We start from the raw sequence: 21,506 nt of genomic DNA on the forward strand, positions 1-21,506 counted from the left end.
GCTGCGATCTTTCCCCAGACACTTGAATCTCAAGCGAAAGATCAAAAGATCAAAAGAAAAAGATCAAAAGATCAAAAGATCGCAGGCTTCGCCAGCTCCTACAAAGTCCAGCACGAGCAAGTCCCTCGCTACGGGCTTGACCGATTACTCAGCCGATTTTTTCTTCAAGCGTTCCAGGATCGCATTGGCGCTGCCTTCGTTCGGCGTGATGCCGGCGTCGCGCAGCTTGCGCTCCAGGTCGGAGCCGGTCGAAGCGTCGGCCAGTTCGTCCTGGGCTTGCAGCTCGGCGGCGCGTTGCTGTTGCTTGGCCTGCAGGCGGTTGAGCGTACCGACGGCGGTTTCCAGCTTGCCATTGGCGCCGCCGCTGGCGATCGAAGCACTGACCTGGGCCTTCTGCACGCTTTCGCGGGCCTTGGCCATGTCCACTTGCTGACGCAGGCTTTTGATTCGGCTTTCGGCCTTGGTGATGTCTTTGCGCATGTTGTCTGCGTAACCGCCGAATTCGGTCGCGTGCTTCTGCTCGGCGTCCAGTTCGTTGGTCAGGGTCGAAATGGCTTCGGCCACTTCCAGCGCCAGGTCTTCGCGGTTGGCCTGGATCGCAGCCAGGGCCTTGGCTTCCAGGTCCTTGATCTTGGCGTTGTATTCGCCGACGCGATCAGTCGCCAGCTTGTGCTTGGCCATGATGGTGACCAGCTCACGCTTGGCGTTGGCCAGCGCGCTGTCGGCATCGCGAATTTCCTGGTCGAGGATGCGCAGGGCCTGTTGGTCGACGATCGATTCACCGACTTCGCTGGCACCGCCACGCAGTGCGGTGAACAATTTGCTCCAGATGGACTGAGTCATTGGATAGTTCCTGTTCGGTGAATTAAATGAAGAAGCGTTCGAAGGCTTCGCTGGCGCGCTGGACGTTGTCGACGAGGGTTTTGACCTCGGTCACGACGTTGGTCAGGCTGGAGTCGGAGCTCAACGCACCGAACATGTTGTAGACAACCTGTCCGTTGGGCATGGTCTCGATGCCGATGGACGACAGCGGGAACATTTCCCGGCTACGCAGCACGGCATCGTTGAAGGCCGCCACGTCGTTGATCGACTCGACGTCCACCAGGACGGTATCGACGATGATCTGGTCGCCCACCACCGCGATGTAGATCGGCAGGCCACCAAAATCATTCATTTCCAGCTTGATGCTGGACTCGGAACCTTGAACGAGAGAAAGGGTGATGTCGTTCGCGACCACTTCGTCCAGGGCCTGAAGGGCGCTGTAGAGGCGATCGATGTTCCAGTTATTACCTGCGCTCATGTAATCCTCCGACATGAATGAGCCAGCCAGAATCGGTTGGCGTAGCTGTTTCTCCATCTGCTTGAGCAGGCTTCGGTTTTCGGGAAGCACCCAAGTCTCGTGTTTCACATACCCGGCGGCACTCAGGCCCGCGCGCATCTGCCTCATATAGAAGCTCGACGGTTTTTTCGCGGAGGGTTTGGCGCGCTCTCCCGTGCGGCTCGCTGAATCGGTTACAGACCCGTCTGACGGGTCTGATGGAGAGCTGGTTGACATGGTACTGACCCCACTGTGAAAAACTCACGCGTGAGAAACACTACAGGTACTTTCCAAACCTCACAATAGCTCACGCGTGAGATATTTCTTTGTCACAAATGCTCCCACAGAAAACACGCAGTAGGAGCTGTCGAGTGCAACGAGGCTGCGATCTTTCCCCAGACACTTGAGTCTCAAGCGAAAGATCAAAAGATCGCAGCCTGCGGCAGCTCCTACACAAGCCCAGCGGGAGCAAGCTCCTCTCCACAAGGGTTGCTTACGGATAGCTGAAGCTTTTGACCAACGTCAGTTCACCCACCGCCCGCATTGGCACGACGAAGGTTTCCATCTTCTCGTTCGGCGTACCTTCCTCCGTGATCACGGTAACTTGTGCGGTGGTCAGGGCTTGTTGCGCGTGTTCTCCACCGCCCTCGCCTTCCTCGCCGTCGTCCTGGTAGCGATAACCGCCGCCGTAGTAGTTCACATACACCAGGTACTGGCCTTTGATCGGCGCGGGCATGGCGAAGATTTCCGGGCCATAACCGGTGGTGACGTCGACGTCGAGGGCGGCGCCGTTGGCGACGGCACGGTCGCCGTACCAGATGTGGGCGCCGTCGGGCGTGACCAGGTGCAGGTCCAGGTCGGTGCCGTCGCTGTCCCAGGTCAGCAACACCCGCAGCTTGGCCGGAGTCGCGCCGCCGCTGGTGTTGAGAAATTGCGTGCGGTGGCGCTGCTGGCCATCGGCGCTGCGCACTTCAACGCTGTTGCTGCCATTGGGGAACGAGAACGGCCGGTCGAAGCGACCCTCCTCATCCAGCTTCAGCGGCAGGCTCACACCGTTGACGATCAGTTGGCCCGGCGCGTTGCTGTCCTTGGGGGCGCCTTTGATCTGGCCGGTGATACGGGCGGTGTTGGCCTGGCCCGGGGGCGTGTTGACCGACGAAGCCGGGTAGTTGACGGTCTGGCTGAAGCTTTCACCTTCACCGCCCGGCGCCCCGCTGCGCCAGCCGCCAATGGGGGTGTCGAGCTTGATGGAGTCGGCGGCCATGGCCGAGGGCAACGCGGTCAGGGCGCAGAGCAACAGCAAGACCTGTGGATAACGGAGTGTCATGGTCTATTCCAGCAAGAGGTGACGGGCGAGCCCTTCGATATAGGTTTCGTCCTGGCCGTTGGGATGAGCTTCGAAGGCCAGGTGCAGATATTCATGCGTCAGGTCGAGACGATCCTGCAGCGACAGCACGCCGCGCACATAGATGCGCTGGCGCTCGCGGTCGACATAAGGCCGGCCGAAGGCGACGCGGCAGACGGCGAAAGCGCTGATTTCGTTGTAGCCCACTTCATTTCCCAACCGCTCGCGCCAGCCCCGGCGCTGCTTCAGCAGCCAGTCCTGGGCGGCGGGCAGCGCCTCGCAGGACGCCACCGGGTTGTCCCAGCGGCTGAGGCTGGCACGCGGGTAGGCATGCAGCAGGATGGCGTCGTAGCGTTGGCCGGCGTTGGCTTGCTCCACCGCTTGTGCCCAGGACAGTTTGTCCGGGCCCGGCTGGTCGGAATGGTAGGTGACATCGGTGCCGGCCAGGACCAGGTCGCTGGTCCAGGCGGCAATGGCGCGGGTTTCCGGCGCCGCCGGGCGTGGCGCGACACGCTGGCGATGGCTGCTGTCGTCGATGCTCAGGCAATCACCGTTGCGTTGGGCGTTCTGCAGCAGGTAGGTGCGGATCGCCACGGCCAGGGCCTTGGCGGCTTCGGCAGGCTCGGCCTTGGCTTCGCGCTGCAAGACCCGGGCGACGTATTCCTCCCGGTCCAGGCGCGCCACCAGCTTGCCGGGCATCAAGAACAGCTCGCCATCGCTGTGGATGTCCAATTGATTGCCGTTGGTGAATTCGACGCGGTAGTCGCCACGCAGTTGACCCGGCGAGGCCGGACGGTCACCGGCCATCACCCGTTGCAACGGATAGCGGGCAAACAGGCCGACTTCCACGCAACGCCCGGTTTCCGCTGGCCAGCGCGATGGCAATGCCGCCGCCAACCCTTCGCCGTAGACCTTCAAGACCTGCTGGCTGGTGCCTCGCCCACCGGCCCACACCGGGGTGCCATCGACCAGCCAACCGGCGAAACCGCCCTGTCGCGATGAAGGCCCCTGGTCACCCAGCCAGCTCCAGGTCTTGACCCGCAGGCGACTGCCCAATTCGCCGACCAGCCGCCCGTCCGCCGCGCTGAGCACCACGTCCAGCAGCACCCGTCGGGCCTGCTCCTGGGCCGGCAGCGTGGCCAGGGCCTTGAGCAATTGCGCGACGGGCACTTGCGTCTGGGGTTGCAAGGTCGGCAGATCCAACAACCATGCCGGCGCCTGACGGGCCTGCCAGTAATCACGCCAGTTCGAGGCCGACAGCCCGAGCCGCTGTGGCTCGAAATACAAGCCACAGGATTTCACCAGTGCCTGGTCGCGACCGATACTCTGCCCGGCATTGCAGCAATAGACCTCTTCCTTCGACTCGCCGCGGCACTCATAGACCGGCTCGCGAGCGTCGGTGTCCACCAGCCAGGCATAGACAAATAGCTTCCACAGGCTGCCCAGTGGCGCCTGCAAAGTGTCGGGCAATGGTTGGCGAGCCAGCACCTGGGTCTGGCTCACTTGCAGCAACTGACCGTCGAAGGCCAGGCGCAACGGCCCGTCCTGCGCTGTTGCCAGCGCAGGGATCAAGCACAACAGCCACCCAACCAGCGGCCAACGCATATCAGTTGACCGTGACCTGACCGAGCGCCGGTTTCTGTTCCCGCGCCTGATGTTGCGGCGCGTAGACCTGGGTGAAACGCACTGGTGGCAAGGTGAACTGACCTTTCTGGGAGAAGCGCACCAAGTGCCGCAGGCGCAGCTCGCCACTGAGGGCATCCACCGGCACTGCATACGCCATCTGGCCGGGCTCGAAGCGGGCTTTTTCCAGGGACGTCGGTTCGCTGTCGGCCTTGCCCATCAACTGGATACCCCAGGTGGTGCGCTCCACATCGGCGCCCGGCGGCAGCGGCACTTCGAGCATGCCGTAGCGCAGTGGCGTCGGCGCCTTGCTGTTGATGATCACTTCATCCAGGTAGAGGCTGTCGCTGGACAGCGGTTTGTTGCCCACGGCTTCGAGCTTGAAGGTGAAGGCCTCGTCGCCTGGCACCAGACGCGACAGGCGACGGGTGATGGACACGGCCATTGGCGCTACCGGCGGTTGCTGGCTCTGGAAACTCAGTGCCGCTTGCAGTGGACGCTCCTGGGCACCGGTCAGGGTCAGCATCGTTGGAAGCTGCGCACCCTGCCACTGCCAGTAGGTTTCACCGGTCACACCCTGCTTGGCTGCCCAACCTTCGCCCGGCGCCAGGGCCACGGCCGGTGCCGCCTGTTCGATGCTGCCCTGCAACCAGGTCAGGGCCAGGGCCCGTTCCAAGGTGGACTGCTGCGGCAACACACGCTCCAGCAATGCCGTGGCGCGGGCCTGATCGAAGCTCTGCAACGACAGCACCAGGGCCTCGACGAACGGCTGCGAGCTGAGTTCAAGTTGCTGTTGCGCGGCATCGGCTTGACGACTGAAGGCCGCCGGCAACGGCACCTTCGCTTGTTTCGCCAGGGACGCGGTCAGGACACGGGCACTGGCCAAGCCAAGGGCCGAATCCGGGGCGTTCATGACCAGGCTGTCTTCGCCGCTGTCCAACACGCTCTCGGTACTGTCTTCACTGGCCTTGGCCAGGTCGTCCATCAAGCCGCTGAGCAGGGTGTTCACCGGCAGTTGCATCTGCTTGGCGAACGACAGGATCAGCGCACGCTGCAGCAGCGGCGTATCGCCGGCCTGCTTGGCGTAGACATCCAGCACCCGCTGCCAGTGCTCCGGCGGCAGGCTCAGGTCCAGGGCCTTGCTGGCGTGCCAGTCGGCGTAATAGGCATAGGCGGTGAGGAAGGCATCCGGCTCACCGTCCTGGCCCCACCAGGTAAAGCTCGCCGAGGGGCCGGCCATCTGCACCAGGCGCAAGCGGCTGTTCTGCATGATCAACCGCAAGCGGTCGCGGATCTGCGGGTTCGACGCCAGGGTCGGATAGGCAATGCTCAACGGCAACAGGCGGCTGGCGGTCTGCTCGACGCCACCGTACGGGTAGCTCAGCAGGTCATCCAGGGCCGAACGGAACAACGCTTGCGGGCTGTCGTCCAGGCGCAGGCGAATATCGCTGGCGTCGGCCGGCAGGGCCAGCGGGGTGTCGCCGCTCGCCACATCCAGGCGTTGGCTCTGGGTGACTTGCCAGCCATTGCCGCTGGCGTTCAAGCGCATGGCCAGGGCGTCCTGGGTTTCGCCATTCAATTGCAACTGCACGTTCAAGTCGCCACTGCTCAGTTCCAGAGCCGGCAGCGCCACGTAGTTGATGCCGTTTTTCAGGTCCACCACCATGCGCTGTTCGGCGCCGGCGTAGCGGATCAGCAGCTCGGCCTTCAGGGGTTTTTCAGACTGGCTGAAGGCGAACAGGCCCAGTTGCGGCTTGTCGCCCATACGGAAACGGGTCGGGCCGCTCCACTTCAGGTACAGCGGTTTTTCCGAGGCGATGAACTGTTTCTTCTGGCCCACTTGGCCGTCGTCGGCAATGGCCTTGGCGGTGATGCGCCAGCGGGTCAGCGAGTCAGGCATCTTGAAGGTGAACCGGGCCTTGCCGTTGGCGTCGGTGACCAGCTCCGGTTGCCAGGCAGCGGTGTCGACGTCTTCACGACGTGGCCGCTCCAGTACCTTGACCCCGCGTTCGCTGCGGTTGGCCTTGCCCGGCGCGCCAGGGCTGCCTGGCAGTGCCACGTCGTAGCTGATGAACGACAGGCTGGCACTGGTGCGCACGTTGTTGCGACGCGGGTGATAGAAGAACTGATCGATGGTCGGGGCCACTTCCGGTTGCAGGGCGTAGACCATTTCGTCCACCACGCTGACCGTCAGGTGAGCAGGGGTCGCCTTGCCGGCGAACTGGGTACTCAGGTCCACGGTCACCGTGTCGCCTGGGCGATAGGTGGCTTTGTCGGTGACGACGGCGACGTCGATCTGCGGCGTGACCACCTTGATGCCAGCGTTCTGGAAGCTGTACTGACCGCCCTTGGTGTACAGCACCGAGAAGGTCAGGTTGGGCGCAAAGCTATCCTTCACGGCAATGCGCGCGCGGTATTGGGTGTCGCTGAGTTTTTCCATCTTCAGCCAGTCGCCGCCCTTGGACAGCAGCGCCGTGGCCTCGACTTTGTCCCGCTCAAGCGACAGCAGCGCATCGCTGACCGGTTCCGGGAAGGTGATCAGCGCCAGCGCTTCGTCACCGGTCTTGTATTCAGGCTTGTCGAAGACGATCTCGACAGTGCCCGGCACGGCCTTGATGCCTTCACCGGTCACTGCATGAGCGGCGGCACCAATGACCCGGCCGTGGTCGTCCTTGAGCGTCAGGTTGTAGGTGCCAGGGCGCTCGAAGGTCAGGCTGAAGCCCTTGTCCTTGGCCGCCAGCTTGCCTTCGCCGGTGCTCTGGTCTTCCAGGCGCACCCAGGCATAGCTGCCTGGCGTCACGGCTTTGGCTTGTTCGTTGCCGCCTTCATTGGCGTAGCTGAACGAGACCTTCTGGCCGGCGGCGCTGAACCGCTGGGGAGCGCTCAGGCGGAAATTCGCCGCGCCACGGTCGATGAGGATCTCCTTGGTGGTCTTGACCCGATACGCCGCGCCATCGCTGGCGAATACGGTGAGCGTGTAGCGGCTCGGCTTGTCGGCGGCCGGCAAGTCGAGGATCGCGTTGCCCTTGGCATCGGTGGTCACTTCGCTGCTGGTCAGCTCGACCGGGAATTGCCCCAGGTATTGCAGCTCGTTATCGACCATCGACAGTTGCTGGGCGCGCAGGCTCAGGCTCACCGTGGCATTCACCACAGGTTTGCCGTCCGGGTACAGCAGCACAAGGTTGCCCTTGACCGGCTCGCCGGTGCGGTAATCCTGCTTGGCCAGGTTCAGGGCAATCTCGAAGTGCGGCTTGATGTATTCGGCGACACGAAAGGCGCTGCTGTAGAGCTGGTCCTTGTAGCGCAAGCGCAGTTCATAGCCACCGGCCACGGCGTTTTCCGGCAATTGGAAACGGCCTTGGGTGCCAGCCTTGGAGTCGAGCTTCAAGGCCAGGGTTTGCAGCTCGGTACCGGTGGCGTCCAGCACGCTGACATTGACGTCGGCGGCAGTCGGTTGCACTGAATCACGGGCGTTCTTGAACTCACGCCCGACGATTTTCAGCGATACCCAATCCCCCGGCCGGTACAGCGGCCGGTCGGTGAAGGCATAGAGCTTGGTGTCGTAGATTTCGCTGTCGTAGTAGAAGTTTTCCGAGACGAATACCCCGCCCTCCTCGTCTTCACCAATGACGAACGAACGCTCCGGGCTGACGTGCTTGAGGCGCAGCAGGCCGTCTTCATCGGTGGCACCGCTGCTCATCACGCCCAGGCCGTCGGTCCACAGCACGTTGACCTTGGGCACCGAACGCCCTTCATGCTTGCGTGCGGCCCAGACCAGCAATTCATCGCCGGCAATCTTGCTTACGGCCACGGTGTTGGAGACGAAGACCATGGTGGTCGCGCGGTATTTGCCGATCAGCGCTTCCACCAGGTACAGGCCTGGCTTCAACTGGCCCAGCGGTACATAGACGTTGCCCGGCGCGACGTTGACGAACTGGCTGGACGAGCCGGCCAGGTTGACGCCCGCAGGCGGCTGGATCGGCTTGGCCTGCCACAGCGGATAACGGAACTGGCTGACCACCGGCAAGCCCGGGATCAAGGCGAATTGTGGCGGTGCGTCGTACGGGGTCGGCGCGACCAGGGCGTCGCCGATCTTCAGTTCCGGCACTTCTTCGGTGACTTGCTGGCGCGATTCGTAGGAAAACGCCCGTTGCATCACTCGACGAGACTTGCGGTACCAGTTGTCCCACAGGTACGCGAGGGTGTTCGACAGGCCTTCACCCTTGAACTGGCCATCGCTGACCACGCGGTGCAGGTTCTTCTGGCGCTTGAGGAAATCCAGCGGTTTGTCGATGCGATAGACGCGGATATCGGCGCCGCCGTAGGGCTCCATGCGGAACCGACGGTAGTCACGGCCCGGCGCTTCGAGGCGGACCATGGCCTGCTCGTCGCTGGCAAAGCTGCTGTCGGCCAGCAGGAAGAAGCTTTCACCGGACACCGGCGTGTAACCGCTGGGCTCCACCGTGTCTTCGGCATTCACGACAGGTGCCAGCAACAGGGCAAACAGCAGGGGCAATTTTGAACACAAGCGCAGCATGCGGGCACCGGTCATTGGGAGAGAAAGTTGAGTCGATAGACGCCGATGAAGTTGGGGTTGGCTGCGTCGGGTATCCATCGGGTGTCCTTCCAGTTCATGAGTTGTTGCAGGCTTGCGGAGCGCATGCCGTTGTCGGTTGGGGTGGTAGTGCCGGTGTGATAGGCGATGTAGCGGCCCATCCAGATCATCAGGTGCTGGTCGTCGCCCTGATCGAAGAACATCAGGTCGCCGGGGCGGGCCTGGGCGACATCGCGGCCCACCAGGTGACTGTTGAACTGGATCAGCTTGATGGCGTTGACGTAGGGCCCGACCTTGCCGCCGCCCTGCTGCCATTGCTGGGCGAGGCGCCGTTGCCCATCGCTCAGTGGCAGTTCCGGCGGCAGGTAGCGGTTGGACAGGCCATTGCTGCGCAGCCATTTTTCATCGTGGACCTTGAGCGCTTCGTTGGCGGCAAAGCGCACCAGCCCGGCACAGTCCTGCTGATACCAGCGCGGGCTCGGGCCTTTGGTCAGCTGTTCCTGGGCGATGCGCACAAACCAGGCGCGAAAGACCTGGGATTGCTGCACGTCCAACGCCGGCGCCTCGACGGCAAGCGCAGGCCCGCCGAGCAGCAACGCCAGCAGCAGCGTCAACGCGGAGTTGCGGATCAGTGCTGTCACAGCGCTTTCCATTCCAGCGGCAGCCACTGCCAGTGGCCATCCGGCTCGCTGCCTTCAGGCAACGTCAGGGCGTATTTGCCGTAGCCGCCGAGGGTGCGCAGTTTCGGGATCAGGTAGGTTTGCGCGGCGTTGTAGAACACCGGCTCCATGTCCTGGGGCAGGCTGTCGAGGGTTTCGCGCTGCATCAACTGCGCCATGGAGTCCGGGCCGAAGTAGACCGGCATCAGCAGGTCCTTGGGCACTACGTCGGCCATGGGCGGGAAGCGTTTGTCGAGGGTGCCGAGGGCCTTGTCCACGAGTTTGTCATCGAGGGAGAACAGCAAGGTCGAACCGTGGCGTGCCAGGCTGACCCGCAGGAAGGCCTTGCCGGTAATCGCGTCAGGCTGTTCCGCTTCCTTGGCCAGGTAGGGGCCGAAATTGGAGCTGACCTGACGCAGCCACTGGTGCGTCGGGCCTTGCTGCTTCTCGACCACCGGGAATGCATGCTCGGCAACGTTGTTTTCATAAGCACCGACCATCGAACCGAACAGGTTGCCCAGGTCGGCGTCGAGCTTGCCGTCGTCTTCATTCAGGCTCGCCACCAGCAGCGGCGTGTACAGGCGCGAATCGGCGTACCAGCACAGGCCCGCCGCGCCGGCCACATGGTCGACCATGGCCTGGGCGGCTTTTTCGTCGGCACCGAGTTTTACCAGCAACGGTTTCTGTTGCTCGGCGGCCAGGGGCAAGGCCACGCAGGCACTGGCGCCCATGGGCATGGCTTGCCAGATCGGCTTGAAGTCGAAGTCCGGCTGATTTTCCAGCTCGTCCATCGCCAGGAAGCTGTGCCAGCCCTTGTCGTCCATGTCGAAACGCAAGCCGGCGAAGTTCGGGATGAAACGCTGGTAGCCCATGGCGAGCACGCTGGCGTTGATCGAGATGCGTTGCTTGACCTCCGGCGCCTTGAGCGGCAGGCCGAAGGCTTCGGGGAACAGTTTTTCACCGGCCAGCAGTGCTTCCAGGGCTTGGGTCGAGACCATGCCACGTTCGTCGGTAGGACCATTGCCTTTGTCGTAGAGCTTGGTCGGGTTGGACAGCACCACCAGCTTGTCGCCATGGGAGGCGAAGACCAGGGATTTGCTGGCGTTGTAGTTGAGCTGGTAGAGCGCGACTTCATCGCCGCTGACTTTCAGGTCGCTGAGCTTGCTCAACTGAGTGTCGTCCAGGGCGACTTTCGCCAACGGTTCCAGGACCTTGGCCAGGCCACCGCGATCCATCACCAACAGGAAGTCCTTGAGGCGACCGTCCGCACCACGCCACAACGCGACATCGGCCGGCTGGTCGAAAAGTGCTTCGATCAGGCTGTCCTGCAGCTTGAGGTCATGCTCGTAGATGATCCGGCGCAGGCTGCCGATCAGCCCGAGACGGTCGGCATGGGCCTCGTAATAGAAGACGAAGTCCTCGGTGAGCGTGGCCTTGAGGAACGGCACCGCCAACAGGTCCTTGGGCAACTGGCTCAGGGAATGGGCCTCGAGCAAGCCGTCGGGACGGCTCACGCCGAGCTTTTCCAACGCCAACTCCATGGGCGGCGCCTTGGGCTTGTTGATGAACCAGCCCAGCCCGGCGGCCACACCGGCGACCAGGCACAGCCCGATCAGTATCGCCGGCCAGCGGCGCACAGGTTTGGCGACAGGTGTCGGCGTGGTCGGGGAAGCAGTGTTGTCGCTCATATTCACAAGGGCCTGTTCATCCGTGGAGCGGATACTTAGTAGTTGAAAGTCTTGACCAGCAACAGATCGCCAATGGCGCGCAGGGGCACGACAAAGGTCTCGCGTTTTTCATCGACGGTGTTTTCGTTGAGCACCAGGTTGATCTGCGAGGTGATCACCTCGTTCTGGTTGCTGGTCTCATCGAAGTTGTAGCCGCCGCTGCCGTAGTTGCCCCAATAGTTCACGTAGACCAGGTAGGTGCCGTGCATCGGTGCGGTCATGGTGAACATTTCAGGGCCGGGGCCATCGACGCCATCAGGGTCGAGACCGCCGCCGTTGCTCAGCGCCGGCTGGCCGAAGAACGCATGTTGGCCGTCGGGTGTGACGATATGCAGGTCGAGTTCGGCCTTGGGGTCGTCCCAGCCCAGCACCACGCGGATCTGCGCCGGGGTGCGCAGGTTGTTGGCTTCGTAGAATTGCACGCGCTTGAGGGACTGGCCTTCGGAGCTGCGCACCTCGACGCTGTTGGAGCCGGCGCCGAACGCATACGGCCGGGCGAAACGCCCCTCGTCGTCGGTATAGAGGTTCAGTGGATTGCCATTGACCGCCAGGCTGTGGGGCTGGCGAGCCGTGCCCATGGCCTTGAGCCGGCCCTCGATCATCGTACGGTTGCGCTGCACGCCCCGGTCGATGGGCGGTGTGGGATAGGCGACTTGCGGGTTTTCGGTGCGATCGAGCAAGCCGCTGTAGCGCCAACCGCCCACCGGCTCCGACATCTCGGCAGAAGGCTGCGCCCACGCCAGTGGCGCGCCCATCAGCACGATCAATAAAGAAAGAAAACGCACGTATGCCTCCTGCCATGCACGACGCAACCCGGCGCTAATCCTCAGCGCGCTTGTCATTATTCAGGTTTCGTCTGAAGGCCCCGTCGCAAGGGGGCCGTAGATGGCGCGAAGAGTATCGATTTGACGGTTTTTTCACAATCGGGGAACGCGCGATTCTGTGTGGGAAATCACGTACTGAGGGGGACGTGAGCCGAATAGAGGATTTATTCGGCTCACAAAATGAGCCGAATAGCGCTATTATTCGGCTCATTCATCTCTGGACAGGCTCATGGCACCTCATTGGATCTGGCAACAGCCCGACTGGCCCGACTTCCGCTGGCAAGCTGAAGCATTGGCCCCCCTGCTACGCGAATGCGTGCAGACACAAGGTCAATTGCTCGGCATGACGGGCACGGTCACGGCTTCCCTCAGTGCCCAGAACGAACTGGATGCCTTGCTGCAAAACATCGTGACCTCTTCGGCTATCGAAGGAGAACAATTGAATGTCGGCTCGGTGCGCTCGTCCCTCGCTCGCCGCCTGGGCCTCGAGCACGTCGACGACACCCCGGTCAGCCAACGCAGCGAAGGCTTGGCGAACCTGTTGCTGGACGCGACCCGACATTTCAACCAGCCCCTGACGGTCGAACGCCTGCTGGAATGGCATGAGTGGTTGTTTCCTGATCAAACCAGCGACTTTGCCCACCGACAGATCCGCGTCGGTACGCTGCGCGGTGACGAACCGATGCAAGTGGTCTCAGGCAGGCTGGACCGACCTATCGTTCACTTCGAGGCGCCGCCTCGCCAGGGCCTTGAACAGCAATTGCAAACGTTCGTCGACTGGTTCGAAGCCAGTCGCCATCAGGTCAGCCTCGATCCGCTACTGCGTGCCGGCATTGCTCATTTCTGGTTTGTTACCCTGCATCCATTCGACGATGGCAATGGTCGCCTGACCCGCACCCTGACCGATTTGGCATTGGCCCAGGGTGAGGCTCAGGCGATCCGTTTCTACGCCATGTCCGTGAGCATCCTGGACGACCGCGCCGGTTATTACCGAATCCTGGAAAACAGCCAGAAAGCCACGCTGGATATCACCGGCTGGCTGACTTGGTTCCTGCAGACACTGTTGCACAGCCTGCATAAAGCGATGACACAGATCGAAAGCGTGCTGGGCAAGACCCGGTTCTGGCAGGCCCATCGAGCTTCGGCACTCACGCCTGAACAGTCCAAAGTGCTGAACCGGTTGCTCGATGGCGGCGAAGAAGGCTTCGGGCAGGGGATCAGCGCCACTCAATATCAAGCCGTGGCCAAGGTCTCCAAGGCGACAGCAACGCGACACCTGGCGGAACTGCTGGAGAAAGGTTGCCTGGAGCGGATGCCCGGCGGCGGGCGCAGCACCCGTTACCGAATAAACTATCCCGCTGATTGAGATCATTTGTGGCGAGGGGATTTATCCCCTCGCCACAGGTTCCGACATCCTTGCTGATCGGGGTGACGCCCGGCGGTCCTGATTTGCCCCAATACCCCATGTCTGCTAGTGTCGCGCCGGTTTAACAGTCAACCGGAATAGCCGCCATGGCCCGCAAAAAAGCTGCACTGGATTTCGAACAATCTCTGGCCGACCTGCAAACGCTGGTCGAACGGCTGGAGAACGGCGAATTGTCGCTGGAAGACTCGCTGACCGCCTTCGAGCAGGGTATCGGCTTGACTCGCGACTGCCAGGCGGCGCTGGCCCAGGCCGAGCAGAAGGTGCAATTGCTGCTCGAGCGTGACGGTGAGCTGACCGAAGAACCTTTCGACGCGGAACAGCCTGAATGATCGGCGCCTATCAGGCCAGCAGCCAGGCCCGGGTCAATGCTGCATTGGATAGCTTGTTCAGCACCCCGAGCCCGGAGCTGGCGCGCCTGTACGAAGCCATGCGCTACAGCGTGATGAACGGCGGCAAGCGTGTCCGGCCGCTGCTGGCCTACGCCGCGTGCGAAGCCTTGGGCGGCCAGGCCGAGCAGGCCAACGGCGCCGCCTGTGCGGTGGAGTTGATCCACGCGTATTCGCTGGTACACGACGATTTGCCGGCCATGGACGACGATGACCTGCGACGCGGCCAGCCCACTACTCACAAGCAATTCGACGAAGCCTGCGCGATCCTGGCCGGCGACGGTTTGCAGAGCCTGGCCTTCAGCGCCCTGTTGGATCCAGCCCTGAGCGATTGCCCGGCGCAGGTTCGCCTGGACATGGTCAGTGCCCTGGCGCTGGCGGCAGGCCCTGCCGGAATGGTCGGCGGCCAGGCCATCGACTTGGGCTCAGTGGGCCTGAAGCTGGACCAGAGCGCCCTGGAATACATGCATCGGCACAAGACTGGCGCCTTGATAGAAGCCAGCGTCAAACTCGGCGCCCTGGCCAGCGGTCGGGCCACACCCACCCAGTTGCAAGCCTTGCAGACCTACGCCCGAGCCATCGGCCTGGCGTTCCAGGTGCAGGACGACATCCTCGACGTCGAAAGCGATACCCAGACCCTGGGCAAACGCCAGGGCGCCGACATCGCCCGCGACAAGCCGACCTACCCGGCCCTGCTCGGCCTCGACGCTGCCAAGGCCTATGCCCTGGAGCTGCGCGACCAGGCCCTGGCCGCGCTGCGACCCTTTGACGCGGCGGCCGAGCCGTTGCGCGACTTGGCGCGCTATATCGTCGAACGACGCAGCTGATACAGAGTCAACCCATTCATAAGTGCGTATCGGCCAAGTTCCGGCCTACGCGTGGGCAGCTTGCGATGCATAAGGTAAACTGCCGCCTCTTTCTATACCTATAACGATTCGCCTGATGCCCACGACGTTTCAAGAGATTCCCCGCAAGCGCCCGACCACGCCCCTGCTGGACCGCGCCAACACGCCGGACGGCCTGCGTCGCCTGGGTGAAGCCGAGCTGGAAACCCTGGCCGATGAGTTGCGCCTGGAGCTGCTCTACACGGTCGGCCAGACCGGTGGGCACTTCGGCGCGGGCCTGGGCGTCATCGAGCTGACGATCGCGCTGCATTACGTGTTCGACACCCCGGACGACCGGCTGGTGTGGGACGTCGGGCACCAGGCCTACCCGCACAAGATACTCACCGGTCGTCGCGAACGCATGGGCACGCTGCGCCAGAAGGACGGTATCGCCGCCTTCCCGCGCCGCTCCGAGAGCGAATACGACACCTTTGGCGTCGGCCACTCCAGCACCTCCATCAGCGCCGCCCTGGGCATGGCGATTGCCGCCCGCCTGCAAAACAGCGAGCGCAAGGCCATTGCCGTGATCGGCGACGGCGCGCTGACCGCGGGCATGGCCTTCGAGGCGCTGAACCACGCGCCGGAAGTCGACGCCAACATGCTGGTGATCCTCAACGACAACGACATGTCGATCTCGCGCAACGTTGGCGGGTTGTCCAACTACCTGGCGAAGATCCTCTCCAGCCGCACCTACGCCAGCATGCGCGAAGGCAGCAAGAAAGTGCTGTCACGCCTGCCCGGCGCCTGGGAAATCGCCCGCCGCACCGAAGAATACGCCAAGGGCATGCTGGTCCCCGGCACGCTGTTCGAGGAACTGGGCTGGAACTACATCGGCCCCATCGACGGCCATGACCTGCCAACGCTGATCGCCACCCTGCGCAACATGCGCGACCTCAAGGGCCCGCAGTTCCTGCACGTGGTCACCAAGAAAGGCAAAGGCTTCGCTCCGGCGGAAGTCGACCCGATCGGCTACCACGCCATCACCAAGCTCGAACCCCTGGACGCTCCGGCGGCCGCGCCGAAAAAGGCCGGCGGACCGAAGTACTCCGGCGTGTTCGGCCAGTGGCTGTGCGACATGGCCGCCGCCGACCCGCGCCTGGTGGGCATTACCCCGGCGATGAAGGAAGGCTCGGACCTGGTGGCCTTCAGCGAACGCTACCCACAACGCTATTTCGACGTGGCGATTGCCGAGCAGCACGCCGTGACGCTCGCCGCCGGCATGGCCTGTGAAGGCGCCAAGCCGGTGGTGGCGATCTATTCGACGTTCCTGCAACGGGCCTACGACCAACTGATTCATGACGTCGCCGTACAGAACCTCGACGTGCTATTCGCCATCGACCGCGCCGGCCTGGTGGGCGAAGACGGCCCGACCCACGCCGGCAGCTTCGACCTGTCGTTCCTGCGCTGCATCCCCGGCATGCTGGTGATGACCCCGAGCGACGAAAACGAGCTGCGCAAGATGCTCACCACCGGCCACCTGTTCAATGGCCCGGCGGCAGTACGCTACCCGCGTGGCACCGGCCCGAACGCGACGATCTCGACTGACCTCGAGCCGATCGAGATCGGCAAGGGCGTGATCCGCCGCCAGGGCAAGCAAACCGCCCTGCTGGTGTTCGGCGTGCAACTGGCCGAAGCCCTGAAAGTCGCCGAGACCCTGGACGCCACCGTGGTGGACATGCGCTTCGTCAAACCCCTCGACGAAGCCTTGGTGCGCGAGATGGCCGGCAGCCATGACCTGCTGGTCACCCTCGAGGAAAACGCCATCATGGGCGGCGCCGGCGCGGCGGTCAGCGAATTCCTGGCCCGGGAAAACATCCTCAAGTCCGTGCTGCACCTGGGCTTGCCGGACATCTATGTCGAACACGCCAAGCCGGCGCAGATGCTGGCCGAATGTGGATTGGACGAGGTGGGGATCGAAGCGGCGGTGCGCCAGCGGTTGCAGTTGCTGGGCCTGTAATTTTCAGACCACACAGATCCCCTGTGGGAGCGAGCAGGCTCGCTCCCACATTGGTTTTTGTGTGGACCAAGAAATCACGGAACGTCAATGAAACTCCGCCTCACCCTAGCCCTCTCCCTGCTACCCACCCCCGACCTGCTGGCCGACACCTTCGAGCGCGACCAGGCCCTGAAGCTGCCCGACATCGTGATCAGCGCCAACCGCCAGGTCGAGGCCCGCAACGACAGCAGCGCCGCCAATACCGTGTTCACCCGCGACGACATCGATCGCTTGCAGCCGGCCAGCGTCACTGACTTGCTCAGCCGTGTGCCAGGCGTGCAGGTGGCACCGCTGGGTGGGCGCGGCAGCCTGCCGGGGATTTACATTCGCGGCACCAAATCGGCCCAGAGCCTGGTGCTGGTGGACGGTCAGCGCATCGGCAACGCCACCTCCGGCGACAGCAACCTGCAGCGCCTGAACATCAACCAGATCGAGCGCGTGGAAGTGCTGCGCGGTTCGCGTTCGGTGATCTACGGTGCCGATGCGGTGGGCGGCGTCATTCAGATTTTCACCCGTCGCGGCAACGAGCAAGGCCTGCAGCCGCGCCTGCATGTGGGTGTCGGCAACCATAAGACCTGGGAACGCAGCCTGGGCCTGTCCGGCGGCGACGACCAGACCCGCTTCAACCTCGGCGCCAGCCTTGACGAGAGCGCCGGAAGCAATCGGACCCGCGAGTCCTACGCCAGCGATCGCGACGACGATGCCAACCGCAACCAGTCTTTCAGCCTGAGCCTGAGCCATGCGGCCAGCGATGACCTGGAAGTTGGCCTGAACCTGCTGGATAACCGTGGCAAAAGCGAATACGACAACCCGTTCGGCCGCTTCGACCCAGCCACCTTCGAATCCCTGCCCCAGCAACCCTACAGCGAGTTTGCGGTGAGCAGCTTCAGCACCTATGTGGACGGGCGAATCAACGAGGCCTGGAAGTCACGCCTGGAACTGGGCCACAGCGAGAACCGTGAAAAGACCTTCGACAAGCTCAGCGACGTCCGCGAAGTCTTTAACACCTACCGCGATTCAGTGACTTGGCAGAACGACGTGACGCTGGACGAGCGCAACAGCCTGATCGTCGGCGGTGACTGGTATCAGGACCGGGTCAACAGCAGCACGCCGTTCGACGAAGACAGCCGCTGGAACCGTGCCGCGTTCATCCAGCATCGCTTCCAGGCCGAAACGTTCTCCACCGAACTGGGCCTGCGTCGCGACCAGAATCAGCAATTCGGCGGCCAGAACAGTTGGAGCGGCACGCTCACCCTGCCGCTCAACCCGGACAACGACCTGTTGCTGACCTACAGCGAAAGTTTCCGCGCGCCGACCTTCAACGACCTGTACTACCCGGACTTCAGCAACCCTGGCCTGAAACCCGAAACGGCGAAAAGCTACGAGTTGCAATGGCGCAGCCAACTGAGCGACAGCGCCCGCCTGGAGACCTCGCTGTACCGCACGGACCTGGAAGACGCGATCATCTTTGGCAGCAACTCACGCCCACAGAACGTCGCCTCGGCGCGGATCAACGGTTTTGAGATGGCCTACCTGCAGGATGTGTTCGGCTGGCAGGGCAACCTGGGCCTGGCCATCATCGACCCACGCGACCGTGACAGCGGCCATACCCTGGCCCGCCGCGCCCGGCGGACCTTGAGCCTGGACCTGGACCGGCAATTCGACCGCCTGGGCCTGGGCGCCACCTGGCAAGCGGTGAGTGGCAGCTACGACGATGAAAACAACCGCCATGCCCTGGGCGGCTATGCCCTGCTCGGGTTGCGCGGCAGTTGGGCGTTGACTCGGGAAGTGAAGCTGGAGATGAAGGTGGATAACCTGCTGGACAAGGGGTACAGCCGGGCGCTGTATAGCCATGATGGGGGCCAGTATGGGTATCGGGAGGAGGGTCGGACCTGGTTGTTTGGGGTTACTTGGACCCCCTCCCTCTGATCCAGAACCTGTGGTGCCTGGCCGGCCTCATCGCGAGCAGGCTCGCTCCCACAGTTGATCTTCAGTGGCCACAGGTTTTGTGTTCACAACAAAATCCCATGTGGGAGCGAGCTTGCTCGCGATTGCAGACGCCGCGGTCTATCTGTCTGGCGCAATCAACTCACACAACCGCGCCGTCGCCTCGATCATCTGCCCGCTGGGCCGCTCCAGCCCCTTGTCATTGACCAGCAACAACCGCCCCTTTGCCACCGGCCAGGTTTTCCAGGCGTCGAGCTGCGCCTGTTCCGTGGCCAGGATGACCTGCGGGTTGCGCTGCAGCACCGCTTCCACACTCACCTGCGGGGCCGGCACGCTCAGGTCGGCAAAGACGTTGCGGGCTCCGCACACCGCCAGCGCATCACTGATGATCTGCCCGCCCCCGATGGTGTACAGCGGCCGGTCCCAGACCTGGTAGAACACCGGCAACGGTGGGGCCCGTCGATAGCGCTGGCGTAACGCCGCAAGACGCACACGCAACTGCGCCGTCCGCTGCACGCCCCGCTCCGGACGACCGAGCTGTATGGCAATGTCTTCAATTTGCGCGACGAGTTGGTCGAGGCTGCGGGGCTCGGCGACATAAATGGGAATACCCAAGCCCTTGAGCTGCTCGCGCTGCGCCGGGCCGACACTGCCAGGCCAGAGCAGGAGCAGGTCGGGCTGGAGGCTCAGCAAGCGCTCCATGTCCAGCTGGCCGTAACGCCCGACGGAAGGCAGGTCTTTAAGGATTGGCGGACGATCACCGCCATCCAGCACGCCCACCAAGAGGTCGGCGGAACCCAGTTCAACGACGATTTCCGACAGCGACGGCGCGAGGCTGACGACCCGCGAAGCCGCCATCGTCGAAGCGCTGACGGCCAGCAGCAAGACCGCCAGCCAGCGGTTCATCAGCCGAGTTGGCGCGGGATGCGGTACAGGTAGAACAACACGGCAGTCGACAAGGCCAGCAGCATCAACGGCACCGCTTCCAGGCCAACGAACACTGCAAGGGCACCGACCCAGGCTGGTAGCCCGGCCACCAGGAAGGCGGCGCGACGACGGGCCGCCAGGTCAATCCAAGCCTGGGGCTCTTCGCGCGTGTCGAGGGCTTTCTGGGTGGCGATCAGAGCGTCCCTGTACGGCCTGAAGAATCGCAGGCTGACAAACATCGACGCCATGCCGGCAATGAACAACGGCATCTCCAGCACCGGCAGAATCGCTTCGCCCTGGCCGAACACCGCGTTGATCATGAACAGTGGCAGCAAGGCCAGGGCCAGGTATTTCCACCAACTGACGGACAGCCGCCGCCGAACCTGATCGCGCGTCATGCCCGGTCAACCTCGCCTTGGTGCTCGTTACCCATCATGTGGTCGAGCTTGCTGGCCTTGGTCGCCAGGTAGAGTTTGTTGTGGGGGTTGTGACCGGTGTGCAGCGGCACACGCTCGGCCACCACGATGCCCATGTCGGTCAACGCCTTGACCTTGCGTGGGTTGTTGGTCATCAGCCGCAGGGACTTGATACCCAGGTGTTCGAGCATCGGCAGGCAAATGCTGTAGTCACGCAGGTCGGCGGCAAAGCCCAGGCGCTCGTTGGCCTCCACGGTATCAGCGCCGCCATCTTGCAGTTCGTAGGCACGGATCTTGTTCAACAGGCCGATGCCACGACCTTCCTGGCGCAGGTACAGCAACACACCACGGCCTTCGCGGGCGATGGCCTGCAGCGCGGCCTCGAGTTGCGAACCGCAATCGCAGCGCTGGCTGAACAGCGCGTCGCCGGTCAGGCATTCGGAATGCAGGCGGCCCAACACCGGAGAACCGTCGGTAAAATCACCCAGGCTGAGCACGACGTGCTCGCGGCCGGTGGCCTCATCGAGAAAACCATGCATGGTGAATTGCGCAAACGGCGTTGGCAGCTTGGAAGCGGCAACAAAAACGACAGGCACCGGTGTGCTCCTGATCTAGTACTGGAGATTCGCAGAGGCGGGCATTGTAACAGCACGATCCGACAGACGCTTAGGCTGAATTATCGCCTATCAGCATCGAAAAGTTTGATCAAGGCTTCGGTGGCTTGCCGTGCTCGTCGAAAGGATAGGGTTGCTTCCAGCGTTCGAAAATCGGCTTCAACTCGCCGTTCTTCGCCAGCACTTCCATGCGTCGGTCGAACAGCGCACGCAGCACACGGCCGTTTTCGTTGTTGGCGAAGCCCAGGTACAGCGGCAAATTGATCAGCGGCGAGAGTTTGAATTGCTTGGGGTCGTCGGCCTTGGCGAGCACTTCTTCGATTTCCATCGATGCATCGATGTAAAAGTCCGCTCGCTCATGAATCAGCATCGGCAAGATACCCACCGACCGGTGAATCTCATTGAAACGCCGGATGTTCGGCAGGTAGTTGTTGTATTCGTAGCCGCGCATCCATACCAGCCGATAGCTGCCAATCGTCGCCAGGGTGGGCGTCGGCTTGGACGCCAGCCCCAGGGCATAGATGTGATCGACGTCATAGTGCCACTTCGGGTAAAGCACGCCTTCGGACTCATCCCGATAGGCACCGACCTGCACATCGACCTCGCCGCGCTGCACCAACCCGATCGAGCGGGTGTAGGGCACGCTGCGGATCTCCAGCTTGACGCCTTCAGGCTCGAACACTGCACGCAAGATGTCCCAGCCCATTCCCTGGCCATCGGCCTGGGTGTAATCGGCCCACTCCTCGCTGGCCGCGCGGACCTTGTCAGGCAGCGGCATCGACTCGGCCACCCTCGCCCCTATACAGGCTCCCAAACACAGCAACAGCAGTAGTGCGCGGCTTACGCCCATGCCTGACTC

General features: G+C 63.0%; 17 protein-coding genes. 5 read left to right on the plus strand and 12 right to left on the minus strand.

The window, feature by feature from the left end:
• Positions 1-144 precede the first annotated feature (144 nt).
• From ASC85_RS28495 to ASC85_RS28530, 8 genes are all read right to left on the minus strand, one after another.
• Entirely contained in the window at positions 145-843 is a 699-nt protein-coding gene (locus ASC85_RS28495) for a PspA/IM30 family protein (RefSeq protein ID WP_057452296.1), read from the minus strand.
• A gap of 22 nt (positions 844-865) precedes the next feature.
• Positions 866-1,447: a YjfI family protein gene (locus ASC85_RS28500; protein WP_156395729.1), complete on the minus strand. Its 582-nt coding sequence runs from the start codon at positions 1,445-1,447 to the stop codon at positions 866-868.
• A 364-nt stretch (positions 1,448-1,811) separates the two neighbouring features.
• A complete protein-coding gene (locus tag ASC85_RS28505; RefSeq protein WP_057452298.1) occupies positions 1,812-2,645 on the minus strand; it encodes a YfaP family protein in 834 nt (277 codons plus the stop codon).
• A 3-nt stretch (positions 2,646-2,648) separates the two neighbouring features.
• On the minus strand, positions 2,649-4,268 hold the full coding sequence (locus ASC85_RS28510) for a DUF2300 domain-containing protein (protein WP_057452299.1): 1,620 nt from the start codon (positions 4,266-4,268) through the stop codon (positions 2,649-2,651).
• 1 nt (position 4,269) lies between these two features.
• Positions 4,270-8,838, minus strand: coding sequence for an alpha-2-macroglobulin family protein (locus ASC85_RS28515; RefSeq protein ID WP_082534532.1), 4,569 nt, complete (start codon positions 8,836-8,838; stop codon positions 4,270-4,272).
• Positions 8,835-9,494, minus strand: a complete 660-nt coding sequence (locus ASC85_RS28520) for a DUF1175 domain-containing protein (RefSeq protein WP_057452300.1) — start codon at positions 9,492-9,494, stop codon at positions 8,835-8,837. Before ASC85_RS28520 ends, ASC85_RS28515 begins: the two co-directional genes overlap by 4 nt.
• Positions 9,479-11,188, minus strand: a complete 1,710-nt coding sequence (locus ASC85_RS28525; RefSeq protein WP_057452301.1) for a DUF2138 domain-containing protein — start codon at positions 11,186-11,188, stop codon at positions 9,479-9,481. The genes ASC85_RS28520 and ASC85_RS28525 overlap by 16 nt, the downstream gene beginning before the upstream one ends.
• 35 nt (positions 11,189-11,223) lie before the next feature.
• Positions 11,224-11,982: a YfaP family protein gene (locus ASC85_RS28530; protein WP_044059332.1), complete on the minus strand. Its 759-nt coding sequence runs from the start codon at positions 11,980-11,982 to the stop codon at positions 11,224-11,226.
• 298 nt (positions 11,983-12,280) lie between these two features.
• Between ASC85_RS28530 and ASC85_RS28535 the strand changes: the two genes are divergently transcribed.
• The 5 genes from ASC85_RS28535 to ASC85_RS28555 all read left to right on the plus strand — a co-directional run bounded on the left by ASC85_RS28535 (position 12,281) and on the right by ASC85_RS28555 (position 18,672).
• A complete protein-coding gene (locus tag ASC85_RS28535; protein WP_057452302.1) occupies positions 12,281-13,417 on the plus strand; it encodes a Fic family protein in 1,137 nt (378 codons plus the stop codon).
• A 146-nt stretch (positions 13,418-13,563) separates the two neighbouring features.
• The gene (locus ASC85_RS28540; RefSeq protein ID WP_003185917.1) at positions 13,564-13,806 is read left to right on the plus strand and encodes an exodeoxyribonuclease VII small subunit; all 243 of its coding nucleotides are present in this window, start codon (positions 13,564-13,566) and stop codon (positions 13,804-13,806) included.
• A complete protein-coding gene (gene ispA / locus ASC85_RS28545; RefSeq protein ID WP_057452303.1) occupies positions 13,803-14,690 on the plus strand; it encodes a (2E,6E)-farnesyl diphosphate synthase in 888 nt (295 codons plus the stop codon). Before ASC85_RS28540 ends, ispA begins: the two co-directional genes overlap by 4 nt.
• Before the next feature lie 115 nt (positions 14,691-14,805).
• On the plus strand, positions 14,806-16,704 hold the full coding sequence (dxs, locus tag ASC85_RS28550) for a 1-deoxy-D-xylulose-5-phosphate synthase (RefSeq protein WP_057452304.1): 1,899 nt from the start codon (positions 14,806-14,808) through the stop codon (positions 16,702-16,704).
• Between the two features lie 87 nt (positions 16,705-16,791).
• Positions 16,792-18,672, plus strand: a complete 1,881-nt coding sequence (locus ASC85_RS28555) for a TonB-dependent receptor domain-containing protein (RefSeq protein WP_057452305.1) — start codon at positions 16,792-16,794, stop codon at positions 18,670-18,672.
• 138 nt (positions 18,673-18,810) lie between these two features.
• Here ASC85_RS28555 and ASC85_RS28560 read toward each other — a convergent pair whose 3' ends face one another.
• From ASC85_RS28560 to ASC85_RS28575, 4 genes are all read right to left on the minus strand, one after another.
• Complete coding sequence (locus ASC85_RS28560; protein ID WP_057452306.1) at positions 18,811-19,596, minus strand: cobalamin-binding protein; 786 nt, start codon at positions 19,594-19,596, stop codon at positions 18,811-18,813.
• Positions 19,596-20,015, minus strand: a complete 420-nt coding sequence (locus ASC85_RS28565; RefSeq protein ID WP_057452307.1) for a hypothetical protein — start codon at positions 20,013-20,015, stop codon at positions 19,596-19,598. Before ASC85_RS28565 ends, ASC85_RS28560 begins: the two co-directional genes overlap by 1 nt.
• Positions 20,012-20,629, minus strand: a complete 618-nt coding sequence (ribA, locus tag ASC85_RS28570) for a GTP cyclohydrolase II (RefSeq protein ID WP_003206015.1) — start codon at positions 20,627-20,629, stop codon at positions 20,012-20,014. The genes ASC85_RS28565 and ribA overlap by 4 nt, the downstream gene beginning before the upstream one ends.
• Positions 20,630-20,738: 109 nt before the next feature.
• Positions 20,739-21,497: a substrate-binding periplasmic protein gene (locus ASC85_RS28575; RefSeq protein ID WP_057452308.1), complete on the minus strand. Its 759-nt coding sequence runs from the start codon at positions 21,495-21,497 to the stop codon at positions 20,739-20,741.
• Between the last annotated feature and the right edge of the window lie 9 nt (positions 21,498-21,506).

This window comes from Pseudomonas sp. Root401 (assembly GCF_001425105.1).
Lineage (GTDB): Bacteria > Pseudomonadota > Gammaproteobacteria > Pseudomonadales > Pseudomonadaceae > Aquipseudomonas > Aquipseudomonas brassicacearum.

What these genes read in the sequence shown, in the direction of transcription:
- ASC85_RS28495 (WP_057452296.1), bottom strand. Translation starts at nt 843, where the DNA reads ATGACTCAGTCCATCTGGAGCAAATTGTTCACCGCACTGCGTGGCGGT.
- ASC85_RS28500 (WP_156395729.1), bottom strand. Translation starts at nt 1,447, where the DNA reads ATGAGGCAGATGCGCGCGGGCCTGAGTGCCGCCGGGTATGTGAAACAC.
- ASC85_RS28505 (WP_057452298.1), bottom strand. Translation starts at nt 2,645, where the DNA reads ATGACACTCCGTTATCCACAGGTCTTGCTGTTGCTCTGCGCCCTGACC.
- ASC85_RS28510 (WP_057452299.1), bottom strand. Translation starts at nt 4,268, where the DNA reads ATGCGTTGGCCGCTGGTTGGGTGGCTGTTGTGCTTGATCCCTGCGCTG.
- ASC85_RS28515 (WP_082534532.1), bottom strand. Translation starts at nt 8,838, where the DNA reads ATGACCGGTGCCCGCATGCTGCGCTTGTGTTCAAAATTGCCCCTGCTG.
- ASC85_RS28520 (WP_057452300.1), bottom strand. Translation starts at nt 9,494, where the DNA reads ATGGAAAGCGCTGTGACAGCACTGATCCGCAACTCCGCGTTGACGCTG.
- ASC85_RS28525 (WP_057452301.1), bottom strand. Translation starts at nt 11,188, where the DNA reads ATGAGCGACAACACTGCTTCCCCGACCACGCCGACACCTGTCGCCAAA.
- ASC85_RS28530 (WP_044059332.1), bottom strand. Translation starts at nt 11,982, where the DNA reads ATGGGCGCGCCACTGGCGTGGGCGCAGCCTTCTGCCGAGATGTCGGAG.
- ASC85_RS28535 (WP_057452302.1), top strand. Translation starts at nt 12,281, where the DNA reads ATGGCACCTCATTGGATCTGGCAACAGCCCGACTGGCCCGACTTCCGC.
- ASC85_RS28540 (WP_003185917.1), top strand. Translation starts at nt 13,564, where the DNA reads ATGGCCCGCAAAAAAGCTGCACTGGATTTCGAACAATCTCTGGCCGAC.
- ispA (WP_057452303.1), top strand. Translation starts at nt 13,803, where the DNA reads ATGATCGGCGCCTATCAGGCCAGCAGCCAGGCCCGGGTCAATGCTGCA.
- dxs (WP_057452304.1), top strand. Translation starts at nt 14,806, where the DNA reads ATGCCCACGACGTTTCAAGAGATTCCCCGCAAGCGCCCGACCACGCCC.
- ASC85_RS28555 (WP_057452305.1), top strand. Translation starts at nt 16,792, where the DNA reads ATGAAACTCCGCCTCACCCTAGCCCTCTCCCTGCTACCCACCCCCGAC.
- ASC85_RS28560 (WP_057452306.1), bottom strand. Translation starts at nt 19,596, where the DNA reads ATGAACCGCTGGCTGGCGGTCTTGCTGCTGGCCGTCAGCGCTTCGACG.
- ASC85_RS28565 (WP_057452307.1), bottom strand. Translation starts at nt 20,015, where the DNA reads ATGACGCGCGATCAGGTTCGGCGGCGGCTGTCCGTCAGTTGGTGGAAA.
- ASC85_RS28575 (WP_057452308.1), bottom strand. Translation starts at nt 21,497, where the DNA reads ATGGGCGTAAGCCGCGCACTACTGCTGTTGCTGTGTTTGGGAGCCTGT.